Source organism: Aeromonas sp. FDAARGOS 1408 (assembly GCF_019048665.1).
In the GTDB taxonomy this organism is placed as follows: Bacteria; Pseudomonadota; Gammaproteobacteria; order Enterobacterales; family Aeromonadaceae; genus Aeromonas; species Aeromonas dhakensis.
In genome coordinates this window covers 571,819-594,486 of record NZ_CP077394.1, presented here as the reverse complement: position 1 = coordinate 594,486, position 22,668 = coordinate 571,819, and the positions used below count along the sequence as shown (strand labels likewise).

General features: G+C 64.0%; 16 protein-coding genes. 9 read left to right on the top strand and 7 right to left on the bottom strand.

Annotated elements, in window-relative coordinates:
- The first annotated feature begins 27 nt into the window (after positions 1–27).
- Both I6L38_RS03005 and I6L38_RS03000 read left to right on the top strand, forming a co-directional pair.
- Complete coding sequence (locus tag I6L38_RS03005; RefSeq protein ID WP_043170792.1) at positions 28–897, top strand: alpha/beta hydrolase; 870 nt, start codon at positions 28–30, stop codon at positions 895–897.
- 122 nt (positions 898–1,019) lie between these two features.
- Entirely contained in the window at positions 1,020–2,165 is a 1,146-nt protein-coding gene (locus I6L38_RS03000; RefSeq protein ID WP_024941010.1) for a patatin-like phospholipase family protein, read from the top strand.
- A gap of 66 nt (positions 2,166–2,231) precedes the next feature.
- Here I6L38_RS03000 and I6L38_RS02995 read toward each other — a convergent pair whose 3' ends face one another.
- Positions 2,232–4,184: a cation:proton antiporter gene (locus tag I6L38_RS02995; RefSeq protein ID WP_201880393.1), complete on the bottom strand. Its 1,953-nt coding sequence runs from the start codon at positions 4,182–4,184 to the stop codon at positions 2,232–2,234.
- A gap of 100 nt (positions 4,185–4,284) precedes the next feature.
- Between I6L38_RS02995 and I6L38_RS02990 the strand changes: the two genes are divergently transcribed.
- Positions 4,285–5,205: a GGDEF domain-containing protein gene (locus I6L38_RS02990; protein ID WP_226014335.1), complete on the top strand. Its 921-nt coding sequence runs from the start codon at positions 4,285–4,287 to the stop codon at positions 5,203–5,205.
- 66 nt (positions 5,206–5,271) lie between these two features.
- On the opposite strand, the gene tilS is transcribed toward I6L38_RS02990, so the two are convergent.
- Positions 5,272–6,612: a tRNA lysidine(34) synthetase TilS gene (gene tilS / locus I6L38_RS02985; protein WP_201880375.1), complete on the bottom strand. Its 1,341-nt coding sequence runs from the start codon at positions 6,610–6,612 to the stop codon at positions 5,272–5,274.
- A gap of 126 nt (positions 6,613–6,738) precedes the next feature.
- On the opposite strand from tilS, the gene I6L38_RS02980 reads away from it, so the two are divergent.
- The 4 genes from I6L38_RS02980 (at position 6,739) to I6L38_RS02965 (ending at position 12,020) form a co-directional block, all read left to right on the top strand.
- Positions 6,739–8,769: a M13 family metallopeptidase gene (locus I6L38_RS02980; protein ID WP_010634764.1), complete on the top strand. Its 2,031-nt coding sequence runs from the start codon at positions 6,739–6,741 to the stop codon at positions 8,767–8,769.
- A 111-nt stretch (positions 8,770–8,880) separates the two neighbouring features.
- The gene (locus I6L38_RS02975) at positions 8,881–9,318 is read left to right on the top strand and encodes a PliI family lysozyme inhibitor of I-type lysozyme (protein WP_019839061.1); all 438 of its coding nucleotides are present in this window, start codon (positions 8,881–8,883) and stop codon (positions 9,316–9,318) included.
- Between the two features lie 356 nt (positions 9,319–9,674).
- Positions 9,675–11,408 (top strand): ABC-F family ATP-binding cassette domain-containing protein, encoded by a 1,734-nt coding sequence (locus I6L38_RS02970; RefSeq protein ID WP_043170797.1) that lies wholly within the window; start codon positions 9,675–9,677, stop codon positions 11,406–11,408.
- Positions 11,409–11,480: 72 nt separating this feature from the next.
- On the top strand, positions 11,481–12,020 hold the full coding sequence (locus tag I6L38_RS02965; protein ID WP_043170798.1) for a GNAT family N-acetyltransferase: 540 nt from the start codon (positions 11,481–11,483) through the stop codon (positions 12,018–12,020).
- 40 nt (positions 12,021–12,060) lie between these two features.
- Here the strand turns inward: I6L38_RS02965 and yjeH are convergent, their stop codons facing one another.
- On the bottom strand, positions 12,061–13,341 hold the full coding sequence (gene yjeH / locus I6L38_RS02960) for an L-methionine/branched-chain amino acid transporter (protein ID WP_117404546.1): 1,281 nt from the start codon (positions 13,339–13,341) through the stop codon (positions 12,061–12,063).
- A 177-nt stretch (positions 13,342–13,518) separates the two neighbouring features.
- Positions 13,519–14,814 carry an HAAAP family serine/threonine permease gene (locus tag I6L38_RS02955; RefSeq protein WP_005303413.1) on the bottom strand — a complete coding sequence of 432 codons (1,296 nt, stop codon included), beginning with the start codon at positions 14,812–14,814 and terminating at the stop codon, positions 13,519–13,521.
- 507 nt (positions 14,815–15,321) lie between these two features.
- Between I6L38_RS02955 and I6L38_RS02950 the strand changes: the two genes are divergently transcribed.
- Both I6L38_RS02950 and I6L38_RS02945 read left to right on the top strand, forming a co-directional pair.
- Positions 15,322–16,236: a LysR family transcriptional regulator gene (locus I6L38_RS02950; RefSeq protein ID WP_216989127.1), complete on the top strand. Its 915-nt coding sequence runs from the start codon at positions 15,322–15,324 to the stop codon at positions 16,234–16,236.
- 99 nt (positions 16,237–16,335) lie between these two features.
- Positions 16,336–17,754, top strand: a complete 1,419-nt coding sequence (locus I6L38_RS02945) for an MATE family efflux transporter (RefSeq protein WP_017784017.1) — start codon at positions 16,336–16,338, stop codon at positions 17,752–17,754.
- Positions 17,755–17,761: 7 nt separating this feature from the next.
- On the opposite strand, the gene pdxY is transcribed toward I6L38_RS02945, so the two are convergent.
- From pdxY to cadB, 3 genes are all read right to left on the bottom strand, one after another.
- Positions 17,762–18,625 (bottom strand): pyridoxal kinase PdxY, encoded by an 864-nt coding sequence (pdxY, locus tag I6L38_RS02940; RefSeq protein ID WP_117404558.1) that lies wholly within the window; start codon positions 18,623–18,625, stop codon positions 17,762–17,764.
- A 72-nt stretch (positions 18,626–18,697) separates the two neighbouring features.
- On the bottom strand, positions 18,698–20,830 hold the full coding sequence (locus tag I6L38_RS02935) for a lysine decarboxylase CadA (protein ID WP_201885080.1): 2,133 nt from the start codon (positions 20,828–20,830) through the stop codon (positions 18,698–18,700).
- A gap of 77 nt (positions 20,831–20,907) precedes the next feature.
- Positions 20,908–22,242, bottom strand: a complete 1,335-nt coding sequence (gene cadB / locus I6L38_RS02930; RefSeq protein ID WP_017764129.1) for a cadaverine/lysine antiporter — start codon at positions 22,240–22,242, stop codon at positions 20,908–20,910.
- Positions 22,243–22,668: the final 426 nt, after the last annotated feature.

Below are 22,668 nucleotides of genomic sequence, written 5' to 3'. Positions count from 1 at the left end.
TTCGCACATAAAAACCACAGGATGACCATGAGCAGCAAGATCTACTTCAACACCCGCCGCTTCAGCCCGAGCAAATGGCTGCTCGGCCTTGGCACCCGCTTGCATCACACCTTGACCCCCGCTCATGCCAAACGTACCGCCAGAAAGCTGCTGCTCACCCCCCAGCGCAACCAGCGGGATGACTCGGCACCGGCCGGACTGGCCAAGCAGGCCGTACACACCAGCGAAGGCACCCTGATGAGCTACCGGCTCGGCCAGGGGCCGGTCTGGCTGCTGATGCACGGCTGGTCAGGCAGCGCCAGTCAGTTCTACCCGCTGATGAGCCACATTGCGGCCCAGGGCTTCACGGCCATTGCCTACGATCACCCGGCCCACGGCCACAGCGCCGGCCATACCGGCCACCTGCCCCGCTTCGTGCGTGCCTTCGACGAACTGGTGGAGAAGATGACGGCGGAGTGCGGCCCGCTGCAGGGTGTCATCGCCCACAGCATGGGGGGCGCCGTCACCCTCTCCAGCCGTCGACGCGAGCTGGATGCCCTGCCGCTGCTGCTCATCTCGCCGGTGCTCGACTACGTGCCCCAGCTCTACGGCATGGTGGCGCGCTCCGGCTACTCCATCCGGCTGTTCGATGCGGTGGTCAAGGAGATTGAGCAGGAGTACCAGCACCCCTTGAGCACGGTCGACCCGCTGGGGCGGCTCGCCGGCCGCAGCGGGGCCGCCATCATAGTGCACGACGAGGAGGATCGCTTCGCCCCGCACGGTGATTCCCTGCGAGCCACCCAGGATGGTCGCACCCGGCTGGTGAGCACCCGCGGCCTCGGCCACGGCCGCATCCTCGCCAGTGCCCCGGCCTTCGCCGCGTTCGATCAGCTGAGCGCCGCCCGTCGCGCCAACTAAACAGCCTCAAAAAGGGCCTGCAAAAAAATGGTGGGCAGGCCTGTTTTTATATTTGATACAGCGTCTTATAGTTAAATTGCTCGGTGGCAACACCCTCAGTGGCATGCATAAGGCGCAGTATCATGGCCAGACCCAACACAGCTCTTCTGTTGACCGGTGGTGGTGCCCGCGCCGCCTACCAGGTCGGCGCCCTCAAGGCGATCGCCGAGTTCTATCCCCGCAATCTCGGCATTCCGTTTCCCATCCTGTGCGGCACCTCGGCCGGCGCCATCAATGTCACCGCGCTGGCCTGCTACGCCTCCTGCTTTCATCTGGGAGTGCGCAAGCTGGAGTGGGTCTGGCGCCGTTTCGAGACCCACCACATCTTCGACTTTCACCCGGGGCGCCTGTTGTGGCGACTGATGTACGAGGGCTCGGCGGGGCTCGTCAATCCCCATACCAACCACGCCTTTCACCTGTTCGACAACGCGCCGCTGCGCCGCCTGCTGGATCAGCTCATCGACTATCACCGCATCGACGACAACATCCTCTACGGCAGCCTGGAGGCGCTGGCCATCACCGCCTCCGACTACGACGACGGCCTCTCCACTACCTTCTTTCAGGGGCGAGCGGAACACCTGCCGTGGGAGCGGGCCAGACGGCGCGGGCTGCGCACCCTGCTCACCTCGGATCACCTGCTCGCCTCCTCGGCGCTGCCGTTCGTCTTCCCGGCCACCCACATCGGCGAGAAGTTCTACGGCGACGGCTCCATCCATCAGCTGAGCCCGCTCAGTCCCGCCATCCACCTGGGGGCAGAGCGGATCCTGCTGATCACCCTGGATCCACCGGCGCACACGGCCCCCACCTTTCACCATGGCCACCTGACCAGCTCCAACATCGCCAGCCACCTGCTGGACACCGTCTTCACCGATACCCTCAACTCGGATCTGGAGCGGCTGTGGCGCATCAACCAGACCCTGGATCTCATCCCGGAGCGGGAGCGCAACCGGTTGAAACTCAAACGGGTGGAGACCTGCGTGCTCAAGCCAAGCCAGGATCTCGACCTGCTGGCGCTGGCCTATCTGCGCAAGCTGCCGGTGCATCTGCGCCGCCTGCTGCGGGTGCTGGGGGTGACGGGGGACGAGACCAGCAGCCTGGCCAGTTTCCTGATGTTCTATCCCGGCTACTGCCAGCAGCTGATCAAGCTGGGCTACCTGGATACCCTGAACGAGCGCCAGCGGGTCGAACAGTTTCTGGGGCTAGAGGAGGCGGTACGGGTCGAGGCCTGAGCCGGAGCATTCAAGGGAAGCGGGGACGGCATTGGCAGCAGGGCTGGTGCAACATGGGCTCAGGGATCAGCGCCCCTCCAGCAGGCGCTGCTCCGCCTGCTCCACCGCCACCGCATTGCCAAACAGCACCAGCTTATCCCCCGTCGCCAGCACCAGTTCGGGTCTGGGCTCCAGCCGCTGTGTGCCCCGCTGCACCTCCCTGATCCGCACCGCATCGACCCCCAGCGCCTGCACGCTGCGCCCCACCGCCCAGGCCTGCTCGTGCAGCAGCACGGGGTGCAGCCGCTCGAGCAGCTGATCCGTCTCCAGGTTGCCGGCGCTTTGATCTCCCCAATAGAAGCCGTGCAGGAAGCGATACTGGTTGCTGCGTTCGTGCTCCATGCGCCGGATCACCCGGCCAATGGGGATGTCGCAGTTGAGCAGCAGGTGGGAAACCAGCATCAGGGCCCCCTCCTGGGATTCGGGGATCACCTCGAAGGCCCCCGCCCGCTTGAACGCCTCCAGGAAGCTGTCATCGCGGGTGCGCACCAGCACCTTCACCTCCCCCGCCAGCTCCCTGATGAGCGCCAGCATGGCCTCCACCCGCTTGGGATCGTCAAAGGTGATGATCACCAGCCGGGCCCGCAGCAGGCCTGCGGCCAGCAGGATGTCGCGCCGGCTGGCATCGCCAAATGCCACCTGTTCCCCCGCCGACTTGGCCTCGCTCACCCGCTCTGGGTCGAGATCCAGCGCCAGGAAGGGGATCTCCTCCTGCTTGAGAAAGCGGGCGCAGGTCTGGCCGGCCCGGCCAAAGCCCGCGATGATCACGTGCTGGCTCTTGCTCAGGCCCGACTGGGCCACTTCGGAGCGGGTGAGCAGGGCCGGATCGGTGAGGGAGCGGGCCAGCTGATGAGCCTGCTGCACCAGCCAGGGGGTCATGGCGATGGAGGTGACCCCGATACCGATGAGCAAAGAGACCAGCCGATGATCGAGCAGACCGTGGTGGTTGGCCAGTGCCAGCAGCACGAAGCCGAACTCCCCCACCTGGCTCAACATGATCCCCGCTGCCATGGCGTCGCGCTTGCGCTCCCCCATCAGCCGACCGGCCAGCAGCACCAGCAGGGACTTGAACAGAATAAGGGCCGGTACGCTCAGCGCCACCAGCCACCAGTCCAGCGCCACCCGCTGCCAGTCCATGGTCATGCCGATGGTGATGAAGAAGAGCCCCATCAGCACGTCTCGAAACGGCCGGATGTCCACCTCCAGCTGGTGACGGTAGTGGGATTCCCCCAGCATCATGCCTGCCAGAAAGGCCCCCAACGCCATGGAGAGACCCATCCACTGGGTCAGCGAGGCGGCCAGCAGCGCCACCAGCAGGGTGCTCAGCACGAACAGTTCGTCGGAGCGGGCCCGCGCCACCTCGTGAAACAGCAGCGGCAGCAGCCACTTGCCCACCGCCAGCAGGCTCAGCAGGGCAAACAGTCCCTTGAGGGTGGCCCAGGCGATCTCCGCCAGCAGGGCGCTGCCCTGGATCTCCGGCCGGGCCAGAATGGGGATCATCACCAACAGCGGCACCACCGCCAGATCCTGAAACAGCAGCACGCTCACCCCGAGCTGGGCACGGCGGGTATGCAGCTGCTTCTGATCCCCCAACTGCTTGATCACCACGGCGGTGGAGGAGAGCGCCAAGGTGCCCGACACCACCAGCGCCTGAGGCAGGCTCAGGCCCCACCACCAGGCGATGGCAAAAAACAGCAGGGAGGTGAGCAACACCTGCAGGCCGCCCACCCCGATCACCAGCCGGCGCATGGCGATGAGCCGGGGCAGCGAGAACTCGAGCCCGAGCGAAAACATCAGAAAGACGATGCCGAGCTCGGCGATGGTCTGCATGATCGACTGGCCGGTGATCACGGCCGCGCCATGGGGGCCGAGCACGACCCCGGCGAGCAGGTAGGCGAGGATCACCGGCTGGCCCAGGCGCCGGAAAATCGCCACCAGCAGGACGGCGGCAAGCAGCAGGATCAATACGTCTGCGTACAATATTTCCTCCTTTTTTATCTACTTAAGCCTAGCCAGCCGCCCTTGTTCGCATCGAACATATTTTGGGCACAGGTATTGCAGGTAAGCAGCAGGAAGTAGGTTGTTTGAGGGCTGTACCGTGGAAAACACATCATCATTGAGCGGTTTGGGACATGGCATCGAGCAGTGGGTTCGCCAGATGGAGCGGCTCACGCCGCTGGCAAGCCAGGATCGCAACCAGCTGCTCGAGCAGTTGCTGGTGCAGACGGATCTGGGCAGCCTGCTGGCAACTTTTGCCGATCGTGCGGCAAGAATTGTCCGGATTCACAGCCTGCACTTCGACTGCGGCCAGCCGCACACCCTGATCCAGCATCCACCTCAGGCCAGCCTGACCCTGCACAGCTACCCGTTCGAGCTGCGCGGTCAGCATGGCCAGCTGATCGGCCAGCTGCACTACACCCTCGAACACGCCCTGAGCGGCAGTCAGCAACGGGTGCTGCAGCAGTATCATCAGCTGCTCAGCCTGCCGCTGCCCCTCTATCTGCGCCTGTCACAGCTGGAGCTGCAGGTGCGGCTCGATCACCTGACCGGGCTCGGCAACCGCTCCTACTTCGACGAGGCCATCGGCCGCGCGGTGGAGCAACACAGCCGGGAGTCTCACGGGTTGGTGCTGGTACTGCTGGATCTCGACAGCTTCAAGCAGATCAACGACACCTGGGGTCACCCGGTGGGCGATCTGGTGCTGAGCCGCTTCGCCCAGCTGCTGACCCACTGCATCCGCAGCACGGATCAGGCGTTTCGCCTCGGCGGCGACGAGTTCGCCCTGCTGCTGCAACCCGCCGAGCCCGAGGCCTGGCGCCCGGTCTGGCTGCGTCTGCAGCACATGTTGCTGACTCACAAGGAGCTCAGCACCTTCTCGGTCGGCTGCAGCCTGGGGGCCGCCAGCTGGCAGTCCGGGGTGGACGTGCACAGCCTGTACGAGGCGGCCGATGCTCACCTCTATGCCCGCAAGAAGGCGGGCAAGGCCGGCCTGCTGGACTGAACCGGTCAGCCGCTGAATACGACAAGGCCGGCATATGCCGGCCTTGTCCGTTTGCTGCAGAGAGGATTACAGCGGGGGCTGACAGGCCGCCGCCGGCAGCCAGTGCCAGGCCAGGCCTGGCTCCTGCGTCATGAATCCGTCACAGAGGAACAGCTCGCCCACCGCCGCCACCTGCTCGCCGTAATAGAGGATGGGAATGCGGCCGCGCTGCCAGGAGGGCACCCCATACTCCTGCAGCAGCTTCTTGAGGCGCCGGCTGCCGCCGCGCCCCACCGGCTTGAGCATGCTGCCGGCGGCCACCCCGAAGCGCACCGACAGCGGCTCGTCCGCCCCTGGCAGCCGCAGCCCTTCGCCCTCCGTCCGCGAGATCAGTCGCACCTCGCCGAGCCCGTCCGGCAGGATCAGCGTCTCCCCCACCCTCAACGCCAGCTGCTCGTGACGAGGCTGCAACCCGGGTCGCACCAGATGAAGCCGACCCTGAAAGCGGCGGCAGCTCTGCTCCCCCCAGTTGAGCTGGGGATTGGCGTCTTCCCGCGCCAGCGCCACCTCCCGCCAGAGCAGACCGAGCTGCTCGCGAGAGGGCATCTCGCCCCCCTGGCGGCGGATCCAGTAGCGCAGCAGGTTGTTGCGCCGGGTGCCTGACAGGGCCTGCAGCGGCGTGATCTGCAGCGCCTCTCCTGCCGCCGCCAGTCGCCAGTCGGCCTCGGCCAGCTCCTCCAGCAGCGCCTCCTGTTCGGCGCAGAGCGCCATGCTGCGCGCCGCCGTATGGGCCATGGCGGGCCAGCGGGCCTTGAGCTGGGGAATGAGCTGCTGGCGCAGGAAGTTGCGGTCATAACTCACATCCTGATTGCTCTCGTCCTCCACCCAGCCATAGGGGAGGCCGGCCGCCGCCTCGGCCAGCTCGGTCCGGCTCACCTCGAGCAGCGGGCGCAGCAGCAGGCCGCCAGCAAAGGGCTGGCTCGGCACCATGCCCGCCAACCCGCGCAGACCGGCGCCACGCTTGAGCGCCAGCAGCAGGGTCTCCAGCTGATCGTCCTGATGGTGAGCAGTGAGCAGCCACTCCCCCTCCCCCAGCTGGGCGGCGAGGACCTGATAACGGGCCTCCCGCGCCTGCGCCTCCAGACTGTCGCCGCTGCCCCGCTGCAGTTGCACCCGCACGGTGATGAGAGGCACCGCCAGTTGCTGACACACCCCTTCGCAGTGGGCCACCCACTCGTCGGCATGTGGGCTCAGGCCGTGATGGACGTGCAGGGCGCGCAGGGCAAGGCCGTGGGCGTGAGCGAAGCGGGCCGCCAGCACCAGCAGCACGGTGGAGTCGAGCCCGCCGCTGAAGGCCACCAGCAAGCCGCGGGAACCTTCCGGCGCAGGCAGAGTCTGACAAAAGCGAGAATAAATACGAGAAATCATAGGCTTCCCCAATACGACCTGGCGGATCTTAGCAGAGTCGGGCTTATCAAGCGCTAACCCGACTGCTAGAGTGAATCGCTCCCTGCGTGGGCAAGGAAGCCGTATAACCCGAATTGGAATCAAAAAATGAACAATAAGAAAAGCATACTGGCCGGCCTCATCGGGCTGGCCCTGCTGGCAGGCTGCAGTCAGGCGCCGGATACCAGCAACAAGCACTCAGGCCTCGCGCTGGCCAACATGGACACCAGCGTCAAACCCGGCGATGACTTCTTCCGCTACGTGAACGGCCACTGGCTGACCACCGCCAAGATCCCGGACGACAGGCCCGCCGACGGCGCCTTCTACCTGCTGCGGGACAAGTCCCTGGCGGACGTGCGGGTGCTGGTGGAAGGGCTGGATGGCAAGGCTGCCGCCGGCACCCAGGCCCAGCAGATCCGCGATCTCTACCACAGCTATCTGGATCAGGCGACCCGGGATGCCAAGGGTACTGCTCCCCTGCTGCCCATGCTGAGCGAGATCGAGCAGATCAAAAGCAGCCAGGATCTGGCCCGCGCCTTCGCCCAGAGCGGTCGCAACGGCGGCGGCGCCCCCTTCGGCTTCTGGATAGACGCCGACGCCAAGGCCCCGGACAGCTATGCGGTCTACCTCTACCAGGCCGGCCTCAGCCTGCCGGATCGGGACTACTACCTCAAGACGGATGCCGCCAGCCAGGCGCTGCTCAAGAAATACGAGCAACACATCGCCACCATGCTGGGCCGCTTCGGCGAGCCGGATGCCGCCGCCAAGGCCAAGCGGGTGCTGGCCCTCGAGAGCAAACTCGCCAAGATCCAGTGGGACAACGTCAACCTGCGGGATCGAGAGAAGAACTACAACAAGGGGCCCCAGAGCGAGCTCAAACGCCTCGCCCCCGCCATCGACTGGGACGCCTACCTGAGCCAGGCCGGCCTCGCCGGCCAGCAGAGCCTGGTCATCGGCCAACCGACCTATCTCGCGGCCCTGAACGAGGTGATGAAGCAGACCCCGATCGGCGACTGGCAGGCCTACCTCAAGTGGCAGCTCATCACCGATTACGCCCCCTACCTCGACAGCCAGACCGATGCCCAGAACTTCGCCTTCTTCGGCACCACCCTGAGCGGCACGCCCAAGCAGCGGGCCCCCTGGGAGCGGGCCCTCGGCGTGCTGGACGATCATCTGGGCGAGGCGGTGGGCAAGCTCTACGTAGAGCGCTACTTCCCGCCCCAGGCCAAGGCCCGCATGGAACAGCTGGTGGAGAACCTGCGCACCGCCTACGGCCAGAGCATCGAAGAGCTGGACTGGATGTCGCCAGCCACCAAGGCCCAGGCCAAAGAGAAACTCGCCAAATTCCGCCCCAAGATCGGCTACCCGGACAAGTGGAAGGATTACAGCGCCATCGCGATCCGCGCCGACGATCTGGTGGGCAACCTGCAGCGCGCCCGCGCCTTCGAATACGCCGACAACCTGGCGCGCCTCGGCAAGCCGGTGGACAGAGACGAGTGGCACATGTCGCCGCAGACGGTGAACGCCTACTACAACCCGAGCAACAACGAGATCGTCTTCCCGGCCGCCATCCTGCAACCCCCCTTCTTCGACATGCAGGCGGATGATGCGGTCAACTACGGCGCCATCGGTGGGGTGATCGGCCACGAGATGGGCCACGGTTTTGATGATCAGGGGGCCAAATCCGACGGTGACGGCGTGATGCGCGACTGGTGGACGCCAACCGATCTCAAGGAGTTTCGCTTCCGCACCAGCCGGCTGGTGGCCCAGTACAACCGCTTCGAGCCCATCGCGGGGCAGTTCGTCAACGGCCAGTTCACCCTGGGGGAGAACATCGGCGATCTGGGCGGCCTCACCATAGCCCACAAGGCCTATCTGCTGTCGCTGGATGGCAAGGAGGCCCCGGTGCTGGACGGCTTCACTGGCGAGCAGCGCTTCTTCCTCGGCTGGGCTCAGGTGTGGAAGGGCATGTATCGCCCCGAGCTGATGCAGATGCTGCTCGCCTCGGATCCCCACTCGCCGCCGGAGTACCGGGTCAACGGCGTGGTGCCGAACATCCCCGCCTTCTACGAGGCGTTCAACATCCAGCCGGGTGACAAGCTCTATCTGGACCCTGCCAAACGGGTCAAGATCTGGTAATGACGACCCCGCTGAGGGGTGGATGACGCGGACCGGCGGGGACTGCCCGACCGGTTCGCACAGTGACACAGGTGGCGGGCAACCGCCGCCGCAGTAACAAGGGTCAAACCGATGAAAGCCTTGCTCATGACACTCGGCCTGCTCACCCTACCCCTCGCCAGCCAGGCGGCGGACGGGTTCTTCAAACAGCTGACGCTCCCCTCAGGCCAGGTAGTGACCGTCAGCGAAGGGCGCGGCGAACCGGCCTCCACCGGCAGCTACGACGTGCGCCTCTACTCCGGCGCCAACCCCCAGTTCCCGCTGGATCAGTTCATCGACGGCAAGGTGCTGCCGCGCGATGGCAACATCAAGGAGCTCAAGCTGCTGGATCTCAACGGCGACAAGCAGCCCGAGCTCATCGTCGTGGTGGAGAGTGCCGGCAGCGGCAGCTACCTGAGTGCCGACGCCTTCACCCTCAACCCGCAGGAGGGGGTGGAGAACTTCAACCACGTGGAGGGGCTGGCCCCCAATGACGATGTGATTGAGGCGCTCAAGACCCCCCGCGACTGACATCCCCATCACCAGCCCCGCCCAGCGGGGCGTTTTTTTACCCTGCGCCTCCCGATGCGGTGCCCACGGCCCCCCACAGGGCGGATGGACGACTGTTTTTTTCTGTGCCTATAATCGCCGCACCGTGCCATAACGAAACACAAGGAGGTAAAAAATGGTTATCCAAGCGTGTCCGATGTTCTCGGTTCGCCTGTTCGGCACATTCGCGTGCTCTTGCCTGCATACCATCGCGCTGCGATAGCGGGTTCGAGCAAAGCCGACTCCCTTCCATACCGAGACCTTTCTCGACTCTGCCGTTGTCGCCAGCGCTCCTGATGACAGGGATCTTTGATCCCGCGATTTAAGAGAGCAAGAGCATGACAACCCTGATGAGTACCCATTCCCTGCAGATGAGTGCAGGGCACCTTCCGTTATTTGACCACCTCGAACTCGGCATTCGCGCAGGCGACCGACTCGGCCTGATTGGCGCCAACGGCTGCGGCAAGAGCACATTGTTGGCGCTGCTGGCGGGCGAGCGCACGCCCCAGGCCGGCCGGGTCGTGCAGGCTGCCGCCTGCCGCTGCGAGTTCGTGGCCCAACAACTGCCAGCCAGACTTTCAACCCTCAGCACCCGCGCCGTGCTGCTGGATGCGCTGGGCAACGACCCGAGCGCCGAGTGGCAGGTGGACAAGTTGCTGGCCGAGCTGCAGCTGGAGGCCCAGGCCACGCTGCCGGTCAGTGCGCTGAGCGGCGGCCAGCACAGCCGGCTGCAGATAGGGCGCGCCCTGCTGCGCCAACCCAACCTGCTGCTGCTCGATGAGCCCAGCAACCACCTGGACTTGCCCGCCCTGCTCTGGCTCGAGCAGTTTCTGCTGGGCTGGCGCGGTGCCTTCGTGCTGGTTTCCCACGACGCTCGCCTGCTGGACAGCGTCACCGAGCAGACCCTGATCCTGCGAGACGGCCAGCTGCACCGCTTCGCCCTGCCCTGCAGCCAGGCCCGGGCGACGCTGGCCGCCGAGGATGAGCAGGCCCGCCTGCGCCGGGCCGACGAGCAAAAAGAGATAGACCGCCTGAGCGCCAGCAGCAAACGCCTCGCCATCTGGGGGCGGGAGCATGACAACGAGAAGCTGGTACGCCAGGCCAAGTCCATGGAAAAACGCATCGCCCGCCTGCAGGAGGAGCAGAGCCAGGTCGCGGCACTGGCCCCCTGGCGACTCGAGCTGCGCGGACTGAGCCTGCCCGCCGACACCCTGCTGCGGCTGGAGGCCCTCGACGTGGCGCCGGCGCCATCATTGCCGCCGCTGCTGCGGGCCGAGGAACTCTGGCTGCGGGCGGGGGACAGGGTCGCCCTGCTCGGAGCCAACGGCACCGGCAAGTCCTCCCTGCTGCGCCAGTGCTGGCGCGAGCTGGCCGCGCAGAGCCCGCAGGCGGGCTGGTACTGTCACCCCGGCGCCAGCATCGCCTATTACGATCAGTCCCTGCAGCAGCTGGCGGACGACGCTACCCTGAGCGACGCCCTCTACCCGCTGTCCCCTCTGCCGGAGACGACCCGGCGTCAGGCGCTGATTCGGGCGGGTTTCCCCTATGCCCGCCACGGTCAGCAGGTGCACACCTTGAGCGGGGGGGAGCGGGCACGACTGCTGTTTCTCGCCCTGTCCCTCGGCAGCCACCACATGCTCTGGCTCGACGAGCCCACCAACCACCTGGATCTGGCGGGCAAGGAGGAGCTGGCCGAGGCCATTGCCACCTTCCCGGGGGGCGTGCTGCTGGTCTCCCACGACCGGGAGCTGATCGAGCGCAGCTGCAACCGCTTCTGGCTGATAAAGGATGGGCGCATCCAGGAGGCTCACAGTGCCGAGCGCGCCTATGCCGAGCTGTTTGGCAACCCCCCCTCGCCGGCAGCAGACAAGACAAGCCTGGCAGACCCCGCCATGGGGCTGGCCCCAGCCGGCCCGACACATGACGAAGAGGCACTGCTGGCACGCTGGTATGAGCTTGATGCCCTGCTCGCCGCCGATCTGGCCCGCAAGCCCAGGCACCAGACCCCGCGCCTGCAGCAGCAGTGGCGTGACGAGCTGGCGCGCCTTGCCGACCTGCTCGGCTTTGCCTGACGCCAGCCAGCATCATCCATCCTTTATCACTCAACTCACGCGGCCAACTCAGGTTGGCTGCAAGGAGCCACCATGACAGCAACACAACAACCCCACATCAGGCTGGATCCGGTCAGCGACGCCGATCTGCCCCACATCTACCGCGGCCTCTCCGATCCGCGGGTCGTCGCCTACTACGGCGTCAGCTACGACAGCCTGACGGCGTGCCAGGCCCAGATGGATTGGTATGCCGAGCTGACCCGCACCGGCCGCGGCGCCTGGCACCTCATTCGTGACCACCACACGGGCGAACCGCTCGGCGCCATCGGCTACAACGATGCCGACCCTGAGCACCGGCGGGCCGAGCTGGGCTACTGGCTCTATCCCGAGCATTGGGGCAAGGGGGTGATGAGTGCGGCGCTGCAACTGTGGCTGCCGCTCACTTACCGCACCACAGCGCTGCACCGGCTGCTGGCGGTGGTGGAGGAGCCCAACCGCCCCTCCGCTCGCCTGCTGGAGCGGGCTGGTTTTCACTACGAGGGCACCGCGCGGGAGTGCGAACGCAAGGGGGATGGTTTCATCTCCCTGCGCCACTACGCCATCTTGCGCAGCGACCTGTCCGCCAGCCGCTGACAGGCAGCAAAAAGCCCCGCACTGCGGGGCTTTTTTCGGGTTACTTGATGGCGCAGACACGATCATCTGGCGCCGAGCAGCGACCTCTGCGTCGCCATAACGAGAAACAGCCATACCCCAGACTGAGCACGACGGCATAGAGCACCTGGGAAGCGAGCGCCACCAGCACCAGGGCGCAGAGCAGTACGCTTATCCCCGCCAGCCCCTTGCCCACCCCGCCGAGCAGACGCCAGCCCGCCGCCATGCAGAGCAGGTAGACCAGCACGAAGTTGCCGTTGGCGTAGCGGATCAGCTCATCGAGCGGCAACCGCAACCAGATGATGAGGGTGATGCAGAGCAGGCAGATAAGCAGTACCAGACCGAGCGCCCGCAGCGGCGCGCCGCGAGCGGTAAGCACCGCCAGCGAGGGGGGCAGCTTGCCTTCGCGTGCCATGCTCCAGATCAGCCTCGCAAAGCCCTGAATGTAGATGTTGATGCTGGCAAAGCAGGAGAGGTAGCCGAGCACCGCCACCAGCCACTTGGCGGTTGGGCCGAACAGCAGGGAGAGCAGGGCCGGAATGGCGGTGGCGTTGGTCGCCTCATCGCCGTAGAGGCCATATTTGAGCACCACCAGCGAGTGTACCCAGTAGATGAGCCCCGCCAGCAACACCCCACCGAGCAGGGCCAGCGGATAGTCCCGCTCCGGTCGCTTGAACTCCTCCCCCATGTGGGCGAAGGCCTCGAGCCCCACGAAACACCAGAACATCACCGCCAGCGCGGTGGCCATAGCAGGCCACTCCTCCGTCGTCGGCAGCGGCCTGGCGGCGTCGCGCCAGCTGATATCCCCCTTGAACCAGATAAGCAGGGTCAGCCCCAAAATGGCGAGCGCGATCAGCAGTTGCAGGTTGCCGGAGGAGCGCGCTCCGCGCAGCCCCAGCAGAAAGACCCCGAGCAGGGTGAGCAGCTGGATGGCCCACAGAGTCCACTCCCCCAGATCGAACAGGGCGTGCCAGAAGCCGGCGGCGATCATCAGGGCGGCGGGCAGGCCCACCGGCAACACCGCCAGAAAGAGGAAAGCGGAGAAGCGTTCGGCGCCGTTGCCAAAGGCGAGGCCAATCAGGTGCGGAGCGCCGCCGGCGTGGGGATAACGACGGCCGAGGCGGGCAAAGGTAAAAGCAATCGGCAGAACCAGCGCAATCAGCAGCAACCAGGCCCACAGCGAGGCCCCACCTGCCAGCGAGGCGGCGGTAGCCGGCACCACGAAGATCCCGGTGCCGAGCAGGGAGGTGGCGAGCAGCCCCATCCCCTGCCAGAGCCCGAGATCCTTTTTCAACCCAGACATATCCTTTTGTCCTGTCTAGAAGAACATCCCGCCATGTTAGGCCTGCCCCGCCCCTTTGTTAAGCGTGGCGGCGAGAATATGCCCGGTTTTATGCAAGGCCGTATCCCTGGACAGCGGCCATAAAAAAAGCCGCCTCTTGCGAGGCGGCGTCTTCATTCAAGCGGGTAACCGGAGTTATCAGGCAATCAGCTTGTAGATGATACCGGACATGGCGATCAGGCCGATGATGGTCACGAAGCCGTTGCTGATGTTGCCAGCGTATTTGCGCATGGCCGGCACCTTGGTGATGGCGTACATCGGCATCAGGAACAGCAGCATGGCAATGATGGGGCCGCCCAGGTCTTCAATCATGCCGAGGATGCTCGGGTTGATGGTGGCGATGGCCCAGGTGGTCAGGATCATGAACACGGCAGTGACTTTGTTCAGTTGCTTGGTGTCAACGTTCTTGCCCTTCTCGCGCAGCGCCTTGGCCATCAGGCCGTTCATGCCCTCTTGCGCACCCAGGTAGTGACCCAGGAAGGATTTGCTGATGGCAACCATGGCGATCAGCGGAGCCACGGTGGCGATGACCGGGTTGTCGAAGTGGTTGGCCAGGTAGGACAGGATGGAGATGTTCTGTTCCTTGGCAGCAGCCAGGTCAGCCGGAGAGAGGCTCAGTACGCAGCTGAATACGAAGAACATAACGGTCATCACCATCATGACGTGGGCGCCCAGCAGGATGTTGCTGCACTTCTTCTCGGCACCTTCACCGTAACGACCCTTGTTGTCCACCGCGAAGGAGGAGATGATCGGGGAGTGGTTGAAGGAGAACACCATGACCGGGATGGCCAGCCACAGGGTCTTGATGAAATCGCCGTTGAAGGCATCACCCAGCGCCGGGGCTTCGGTGATGATGGCACCATTCCAGTGCGGGATCAGGTAGAGCGCCAGGCCCATCAGGGTGATCACGAACGGGAATACCAGCACGCTCATCGCTTTGACGATGACCTGGCCGCCCAGACGAACAACCGCCATCAGACCCAGGATCAGCGCCAGTGACAGCACGGCACGGGGAGGTGCAGTCATGCCCAGCTGGTGAACAATCAGGCTCTCGACTGTGTTGGTGATGGCGACCGAGTACATCAGCACGATCGGGTAGATGGCAAAGAAGTAGAGCAGGGTGATGAACTTGCCTGCGGTCTTGCCGAAGTGCTCTTCCACCACTTCGGTGATGTCGCCGTCACGGGTGGAGCCGGACAGCACGAAGCGGGTCAGGCCACGGTGGGCGAAGAAGGTCAGCGGCAGGGCCAGGATCAGCATGGCAACCAGCGGCCACAGGCCACCTACACCGGCGTTGATCGGCAGGAAGAGCACACCGGCACCGATGGCGGTACCGTACAGACCCAGCATCCAGACCACATCGGCCTTGTTGATGCCACGGGAAGACGCATTACTGGCTAAGTTGCCTTCTACTGCAATGTTCATGTCAGACATAGGGGTGTTCCTGTCATCAAGGAAAATAGAAAATATCTAGTCAACCGGGCGCGATGCCCTGTCCCATTTCCCTGGAACGCTTGCAGTCCATCCCTGTTTTATTCTCATTCCCATCGCTCCGGCAAACTGGTCATCACTCCATGTAACAACCAAATTGCAACAAACAGACCGGTGGGGAGTGGGCCCGAGGGCCGCAAACGCGTCAGTTTTTACAACTCACTAACACGCCTTTGTTTCGATGAGCTGACTCTAATTAAATCCCCTTAGCGATCACAGTGTTTTTTTGAATTAATCAACCAAAGTTTGATTGGAATCGCCTTTCTGGCGTCAGAGATCACGTTTCGAGCCCAATTTTGTGAACAGCCGTTAACAAATAGCGGTAGTTTCACCCGTATCTATATCCTTATGGGTAAAACAATTTCGCTACATGTGTCTGTTTGTTGGCCACGTTGTGCCTTGCCCCGCCCTGGCGTACCCTGTTGTTCAACATTTTTCCGCTGAATTAATATGGCCATCACCCGTACCGACCTCGCCGAACTGGCGGTGTTTGCCGCCGTCGCCCGTCACCAGAGCTTCAGCAAGGCCGCCCTCGAACTCGGGGTCTCGGCATCCGCCTTGAGCCACAGCCTGAAAGGGCTGGAGACCCGGCTGGGGGTACGGCTGCTCAACCGCAGCACCCGCGCCGTGGTGCCCACCGAGGCGGGCCAGCGGCTGCTGACCCAGCTGCTGCCAACCCTGAACCATCTGGAGAGCGCACTGGGCGAGTTGACCCGTCACAGCGACGAGCCGGTGGGACGGCTGAAGATCTGCGCACCGCGCGGGGCCATCGACGACCTGCTGGCCCCGGTGTTGATCGATTACCTGGTGCTCTACCCGCGCATGCAGGTAGAAGTGGTGGAACAGGAGCTGATGCCGCGCCTCATCGAAGATGGCTATGACGCCGCTATCTTCTACGGCGATCTGCTGCCCAAGGAGATGATCGGAGTACCGCTCGGGCCGCCCCAGCGCTATCTGGTGGTGGCCTCCCCCGCCTATCTGGCCGAACACGGCACCCCGCAACACCCTCGCGAGCTGTCGCGCCACGCCTGCATCGGCTACCGGCTCACCCCCTCTCATCACTACCGCTGGGCCTTCGCCGGGGAGGAGGGATCCCTGCTGGAGATAGAGGTGACGGGTCCGCTCACCACCAGCACGCCGGCCCTCTATCTGGGGGCTGCCGAGGCGGGGCTGGGGCTGGCCTACTGTCTGGAAGAGGAGGTGAGCCAAAAAGTAGCCCAGGGGAAACTGCTCACCGTGCTGGAGCCTTGGTGCCCCACCTTTGCCGGTTTTTATCTCTTCTATCCCAGCCGGCATCAGCTGGGCAGCGGCTTGCGGGCTCTCATCGACATGCTGAAAGCCCACTATCAACCGACCAATTACTGAATATTGCTCATCAATCCTTCAAGTAGAACCCGGATTATCGCAAAAACAATATTAATCTAGACTGTCTGCTCGATAATCGAACTCCCCAAGAGAACAGATATGTCTGCCTATTTCACTCTGCGCCAGCGGGCGATGACCCGCCGTTTCTGGGGCTATGCCCTCCCCTCCGTCATGGCCATGCTGGTATCCGGCGCCTACTACCTGGTCGATGGCATCTTCGTCGGCCACTACGTGGGGGCCGCCGGCCTCGCCGGCATCAACCTGGTCTACCCGGTCATCATGGTGCTGATCGGCCTTGCCGCCATGATCAGCATGGGGGCGGCCACCGCCATCTCCTTCCAGCAGGGCGCCAGGAACACCGGGCTGGCCCGCCAGGCGCTGGTCAATGCGCTCTGGTTGCTGGCGGGGCTGGGCACGGTGGCGCCGCTGCTGCTGCACTACTGGCACATCGACATCCTGCTGGCACTGGGCATCGAGCAGGGCACCGACACCTGGCAACAGGCCAGCGACTACCTCTACTGGATCGGCGGCGGTACCCTGCTGCTGGCCTGCAACCTGGCGGTGCCCTATCTGCTGCGCAACGACGGCCGGCCGCGGCTCGCCATGCTGCTGGTCAGCGGCGGCGCCATCCTCAACATCATCCTCAACTACATCATGGTGGGCCGGCTGGGGCTGGGGCTCATCGGTACGGCTCAGGCCACCCTCATCTCGGAAGGGGTGGTCAGCCTGCTGGGCCTGGGTTACTTCTTTACCCGTCACGCCAGATTGCGACTGGAATGGCGCCAGCTGATGCCCAGCTTGCCGGCCATGCCCAACCTGCTGTTCACCGGTCTGCCGAGCCTGATCGCCCAATTCAACCTTGGCCTGCTGCTGATGCTGCACAACAGCCAGCTGATGGTGCACGGCTCGGTCAAGGATCTGGCGGGCTTCACCGTGGCCGGCTACACAGAGGCGGTGTTCATCGTCATCTTGCAGGGGCTGGCCTTTGGCATCCAGCCGCTGGTCAGTCAGGCGGCCGGCGCCAGGCGCCATCGCGATCTCAAGTTCCTGATGGAGATGGGGCTCAAGATCACGCTCGTCTACGGTCTGGCGGTCTGGCTGCTGATCCAGTTGCTGCCGCGCCAGGTAGCCATGCTCTACACCGGCGATCAGGATGGCGAGCTGCTCGCGGCCGCCATCAGCAGCCTGACCCTCAATCTCGGCGCCATTCCGCTGGAGGGGATCATCATGTTCGGCATCGTGCTGCTGCAATCCATGGCGCGCACCCGTCAGGCGCTGTTCATCTCCATCGCCAAGACCCTGCTGCTGCTGCCGCTGATCTTCATGCTGCCGCTCTGGTGGGGCCGCGACGGCGTGCTGCTGGCCCAGCCCACCACTGTGCTGCTGCTGACCCTGCCGCTGTGCTGGTTGCTGTGGCGCGAGTGGCACCAGCTCAAGCTGGCCTGCGCCCCGCACACCAGGCGCTCGCCCAAGGCGCTTGCCCGTCAGCAGGTCACGCTGGCACGGCGCGCAGGTTGATGCGCGGCTAACCCAGCCGGCTGGCGCAGGTGCGGATCTCGGGCTCGACCAGTGCCTGCTGGGCGGCCACCAGCTGCAGCTCGTAGGCGCCCGCCAGCCAGGTCTGGGCCAGCACCATGTCCACGCTGGCATTGGTGCGCTCGAACGCCGCCACCGGCGTGAAGCCCGCCAGCAGGTTGGCCAGCATGGTGGCGCTCAGCAGATCCCCCACCCCGATGGGCTGACGTTGAAACTCATAGAGGGGGCGCGAGATATGAAACGCCCCCTCTTCGCACACCAGCAGCATTTCGAACCGGTCCAGGCTCAAGCCGGCGCGGCCCAGATGCTTGACCATCACCAGCTCGACGCCCCCCTCACGCAGTTGCTGGCAAGCCGCCAGCGCCTCGCTCAGGTTGTGGATCTCGCGGCCGGTGAGCTGCTCCAGCTCCAGCAGATTGGGGGCCAGCAGGTCGGCGCAGGCCAGCGCCCGGTTTTTCAGAAAATCGGCGACGCCGGGCGCGACGATACACCCCTTGTCGGGATGCCCCATCACGGGGTCGCAAAAATAGCGGGCATGCGGATTGAGCGCCTTGAGGTGGGCCACCGCCGCCAGGATCTCCTCCCCCTGCTCGGCCGAGCCGAGATAACCGCTCAAGATCGCATCGCACTGCCCCAGTACGCCGATGTCAGCCAGCCCCGCCATCAGCTGGCGGATATGGCCGTTTGGCATCACCATCCCCTGCCAGCCTGCGCTGTACTGGGTATGGTTGGAAAATTGCACCGTGTTGACGGGCCACACCTCCAGCCCCATGCGACGCATGGGAAACACGGCGGCGCTGTTGCCGGCGCAGCCGAACACCACGTGGGACTGGATGGAGAGAACTCGTTTCATGCTGACTCGCAAAAAAATGGATGAACCCAGATGGGAAAAACGGGCCTTGCGGCCCGTTGTTGTCACTCTCGCTTAGCGCAGCACCTTGACGGTGTAGCTGCCATCGGCCTGACGATAGAGGCCGTGGATGTCGGTCTCGAAGCCCGGGTAGTGGGCCCCGATCTCACACAGCATCTCGAGGAACTCGAGCACCGGCAGGGAATCCTGGGTCACCATCTCGCCCGGCAGTACCAGCGGTACTCCCGGCGGGTACGGCAGGATCATGTTGGCGCTGATGCGGTCCACCATGTCGCGCAGCGGCACTTCCACCACGTTGCCGGCCAGCTCCTGCTGCCAGGCTGCGTGCGGGGTCATCTTCATCTCCGGCAGCACGTCGAACGCCTTGAACATCAGCTCCGGCAGGCGGTACTTGCTGGTCAGCTCGTGAATGCGCTGGGCCAGCTCCTGGATGCGCATGCCTTCGTAGAAGCTCGGGTCTTCGCGATAGAGGCTCGGCAGTATGCTCTTGATGGTCAGGTTCAGGTCGTAACCGCGCTTGAACTCGGTCAGGGCGCGCAGCAGCTGCATCGCCTTGGACTGATCGATCCCGATGGAGAACAGGAACAGCAGGTTGTAGGGGCCGGTCTTCTCCACCACGATGCCGCGCTCGTCCAGGAACTTGGAAACCAGCGAGGCCGGGATGCCCTTCTCCAGCAGCTGACCATTGCGGCCCATGCCCGGGGTCAGCAGGGTCACCTTGATGGGATCCAGGTACATGTGGTTGTCGTCGATGTCCTTGAAGCCGTGCCAGTCATCTTTCGGATCCAGCTTCCAGCACTCGACGGTGTCGATGTCATCCGGCTGCCATACGTCGAAGAACCAGCCTTCGCTCTGCTCGCGCAGACGCTTGATCTCTTTGCGGAAGGAAATGGCGCGATCGATGGAGTCCTTGATCAGCCGCTTGCCGGTGTTGCCACGCATCATGGCGGCGGAGATCTCGGTCGAAGCCACGATGCCGTACTGCGGCGAGGTGGAGGTGTGCATCATGAAGGCTTCGTTGAAGGTCTCTTCCTCCACGTCGCCCTTGATGTGGATCATCGAGGCCTGGGAGAAGGCCGCCAGCAGCTTGTGGGTGGACTGGGTTTCGTAGAACACCTTGCCCGGCATGGCTTCGCCGCTCATGCCGCACTTGCCTTCGTAGATCGGGCTGAAGTTGGTGTAGGGCACCCAGGCACTGTCGAAGTGGATGTAAGGGGTGTCCAGCGCCTCCTTGATGAAGCCGGTGTTGTAGAGCAGGCCGTCATAGGTGGAGTTGGTGATCACGGCGTAGCGCGGCGCCTGGGCACCCGGGGTGGCGGCGACCTTGGCGGCGATGGTCTCACGGCTGAATTCGCTCTGCGGGATGCCGCCCAGAATGCCGTAGGCGTTGCGGGTCGGGCGGAAGTAGAGCGGGGTCACGTCGTTCATCATCATCAGGTGAGTGAGCGACTTGTGGCAGTTGCGGTCCACCAGCACTGTGCTGCCGGCCGGCGCCGAGTACATGCCGACGATCTTGTTGGCGGTGGAGGTGCCGTTGGTGACGATGTAGGAGCGATCGGCGTTGAAGGTACGGGCGATGTACTCTTCGGCTTCCTTGTGCGGACCTGAGTGATCCAGCAGGGAGCCCAGCTCCGGCATGGAGATGGAGACGTCGGCCTTGAACGCGTTCGGGCCGTAGAAGTCATAGAAGATGCTGCCGGCCGGGCTCATCTGGAAAGCGGTACCGCCCATGTGACCCGGAGTACAGAAGGTGTACTTGCCCTCTTCCACGTACTTGAACAGCGCCTTGGTGAACGGCGGCAGGATGGCGTCCTGATACTCCTGAGTGGCCTGACCCATCTTGAGGGCGATGTCGTCAGCCATGCCGAGACGGTACTCGAAGAAGTGCACGTTCAGGCGCAGGTCGGTCAGGTGAATGTCCAGGGTGGACTGGTCGTTGGCGAAGGCGAAGATCGGCAGCTTCTCGTTGCGATCGTGGATCTCCTTGCACAGACCCAGGGAGTATTTGTCCCAGTCGAAGATGGCGCCGCAGACGCGGGGGTTCTTCTCGATGAGTTTGAGCAAGTCGGCCACATCGACCGGATAGACGACCTCGAAACCCTTGCGCTCGAGGGAGGCTTGCAGCTGGCGAATGGGTTCTTCTTTAAAGAAAACGCCGAGGTGGTTGAGGATGGCAATGATGTTCATCTTGATGCTCCACACGTAAGAGGGCGCTCTCCATCAGGGATGGTGAGTGAAGAGCGCTCGGAAGATAAAAGGGGAAATCAGTTGCTGGGCTGTTCGCTCAGCAAGGCATCGTGCTGACGCAGGCCCAGTTTTTTGGCGTAGAACATCAGGATGATGAGCGACACCACGAAGGTTGCTGTGAGGTTGGAACCCTTGGCCCCCATCAGGGCAATCAGGCAGAAGACGCAGGCCACACCGGAGAAGATCATGGCGCCGATGCTGCGGGAGGTCATGCCCTCGAAGCGAATGAGGTTAATGCTGGAGTAGAAGTAGGGCAGCATGGTCAGCAGCACCGCATCTGTGGTCAGCACGTTGAAGAGGTCGGCCGCGTGGGCGGACTGGGAGGTGAAGGCGGTCAGGCCGATCATCAGCGCAGTCATCTTGAGGGAGCCCAGGATCAGACCCTTCTTGGCCACGCCGTTCTTGTCCACTTCGCCGTAGATTTTCGGGAAGTTGCCGTCGTGGGCGGCGCGCTTGCCCGCCTCGCCCACCAGCATCATCCAGGAGCCCAGCGAGGTGAAGCAGGCCAGGGCGGTGAAGGCGGAGACGAACGGCGCGGACCAGTTGCCGAAGATGACGGAGGAGGCCATGGCAAACGGCGCACCGGAAGCCGCCACCTCACCGGCCGGGAACATGCCGCTGATCACCTGAGTGGAGAGGATGTAGATGACCCCCGCGATACCTGTGCCCAACATGGTGGCGAGCGGTACGGTGCGCTTGGGATTTTTCACCATGCCGGAGGAGACGGCGGCAGACTCTACCCCCACGAAGGACCAGAGGCAGATCAGCACGGCGCTGATGACCGCATGCAGGTCGCTGCCGCTGGTGGTGTTCCAGTTCTGGCTGTAGACGGCGCTGTCGAAGTGACCCCAACCCACCAGGGCGGTACCCACCACCGGCAGCAGGATCAGCACCAGACCCAGGGTACAGAGCCGGCTCACCCAGCTGCCGCCAAGCAGGTTGACCAGGGTGAAGATCCAGACGGCGGCGATGGTGGCCGCGGCGGCCGGGATCGGGCTGTTGAGGATCGGGAAGAAGACGGAGAGGTAGGAGACGCCGGTGATGGCGATGGCCAGGTTGCCGATCCAGTTGGCATGGTAGTAGAGCACACCGGTCTGGAAGCCGAACACCGGAGAGATCTCGCCGGCGTAGGCGATGGGGCCGCCCTCCTGCGGGTTCTTGGTGGCGAGGCGCGCGAACACGAAGGCCAGCCCCATGGCGCCGACTAGGCAGATTGCCCAGCTGAACACAGAGATGGAACCTATGGTGGCCAGGGCCGAGGGCAGCAGCGCGATACCGCTCCCCATCATGTTGCCGGCCACTACACCTGTACAGGCGACAAGGCCGATCTTCTTGCTCGTATCTAGGGACATAAAATCTCCGGGTCGATATTAAGGCATCAAACACACGCTTGGCGGAGCCTTCCGCCAATCAATGGCCACAGACTAGGCCTCTGCGCCCCGGAAAACATAAAGTCCCGCTAAGGGATAAAAACATGAGCAAACTTTTTCAGCCCGCCCGTCAAATCTGATAAAAACATAGTTAAAACAGCAGGTTGACTGAAGGCATCGCACGCATCTTGATAAAACCTTGATATCCGTCGCCCCCCTTGATGAGACCACCCGGTGCCACCCGAACCACCTTGATATTTTTCTGATGACCCGCTGCGGTACAGCTGGGCCAACAACCCCCTCTCCCCCGAACTGCATATGCCAAAGCGACCCCCTTTTCCCCTCACCGCCCTTCATTGCACCGCTCGCTTTGCACGACCCGAGATCACCCAGGCCGGCATAACAGCC

Bases quoted from the DNA above. Each gene is read 5' to 3' on its own strand.
- I6L38_RS03005 (WP_043170792.1), top strand. From the start codon at position 28: ATGAGCAGCAAGATCTACTTCAACACCCGCCGCTTCAGCCCGAGCAAA.
- I6L38_RS03000 (WP_024941010.1), top strand. From the start codon at position 1,020: ATGGCCAGACCCAACACAGCTCTTCTGTTGACCGGTGGTGGTGCCCGC.
- tilS (WP_201880375.1), bottom strand. From the start codon at position 6,612: ATGATTTCTCGTATTTATTCTCGCTTTTGTCAGACTCTGCCTGCGCCG.
- I6L38_RS02980 (WP_010634764.1), top strand. From the start codon at position 6,739: ATGAACAATAAGAAAAGCATACTGGCCGGCCTCATCGGGCTGGCCCTG.
- I6L38_RS02975 (WP_019839061.1), top strand. From the start codon at position 8,881: ATGAAAGCCTTGCTCATGACACTCGGCCTGCTCACCCTACCCCTCGCC.
- I6L38_RS02970 (WP_043170797.1), top strand. From the start codon at position 9,675: ATGACAACCCTGATGAGTACCCATTCCCTGCAGATGAGTGCAGGGCAC.
- I6L38_RS02965 (WP_043170798.1), top strand. From the start codon at position 11,481: ATGACAGCAACACAACAACCCCACATCAGGCTGGATCCGGTCAGCGAC.
- yjeH (WP_117404546.1), bottom strand. From the start codon at position 13,341: ATGTCTGGGTTGAAAAAGGATCTCGGGCTCTGGCAGGGGATGGGGCTG.
- I6L38_RS02955 (WP_005303413.1), bottom strand. From the start codon at position 14,814: ATGTCTGACATGAACATTGCAGTAGAAGGCAACTTAGCCAGTAATGCG.
- I6L38_RS02950 (WP_216989127.1), top strand. From the start codon at position 15,322: ATGGCCATCACCCGTACCGACCTCGCCGAACTGGCGGTGTTTGCCGCC.
- I6L38_RS02945 (WP_017784017.1), top strand. From the start codon at position 16,336: ATGTCTGCCTATTTCACTCTGCGCCAGCGGGCGATGACCCGCCGTTTC.
- pdxY (WP_117404558.1), bottom strand. From the start codon at position 18,625: ATGAAACGAGTTCTCTCCATCCAGTCCCACGTGGTGTTCGGCTGCGCC.
- I6L38_RS02935 (WP_201885080.1), bottom strand. From the start codon at position 20,830: ATGAACATCATTGCCATCCTCAACCACCTCGGCGTTTTCTTTAAAGAA.
- cadB (WP_017764129.1), bottom strand. From the start codon at position 22,242: ATGTCCCTAGATACGAGCAAGAAGATCGGCCTTGTCGCCTGTACAGGT.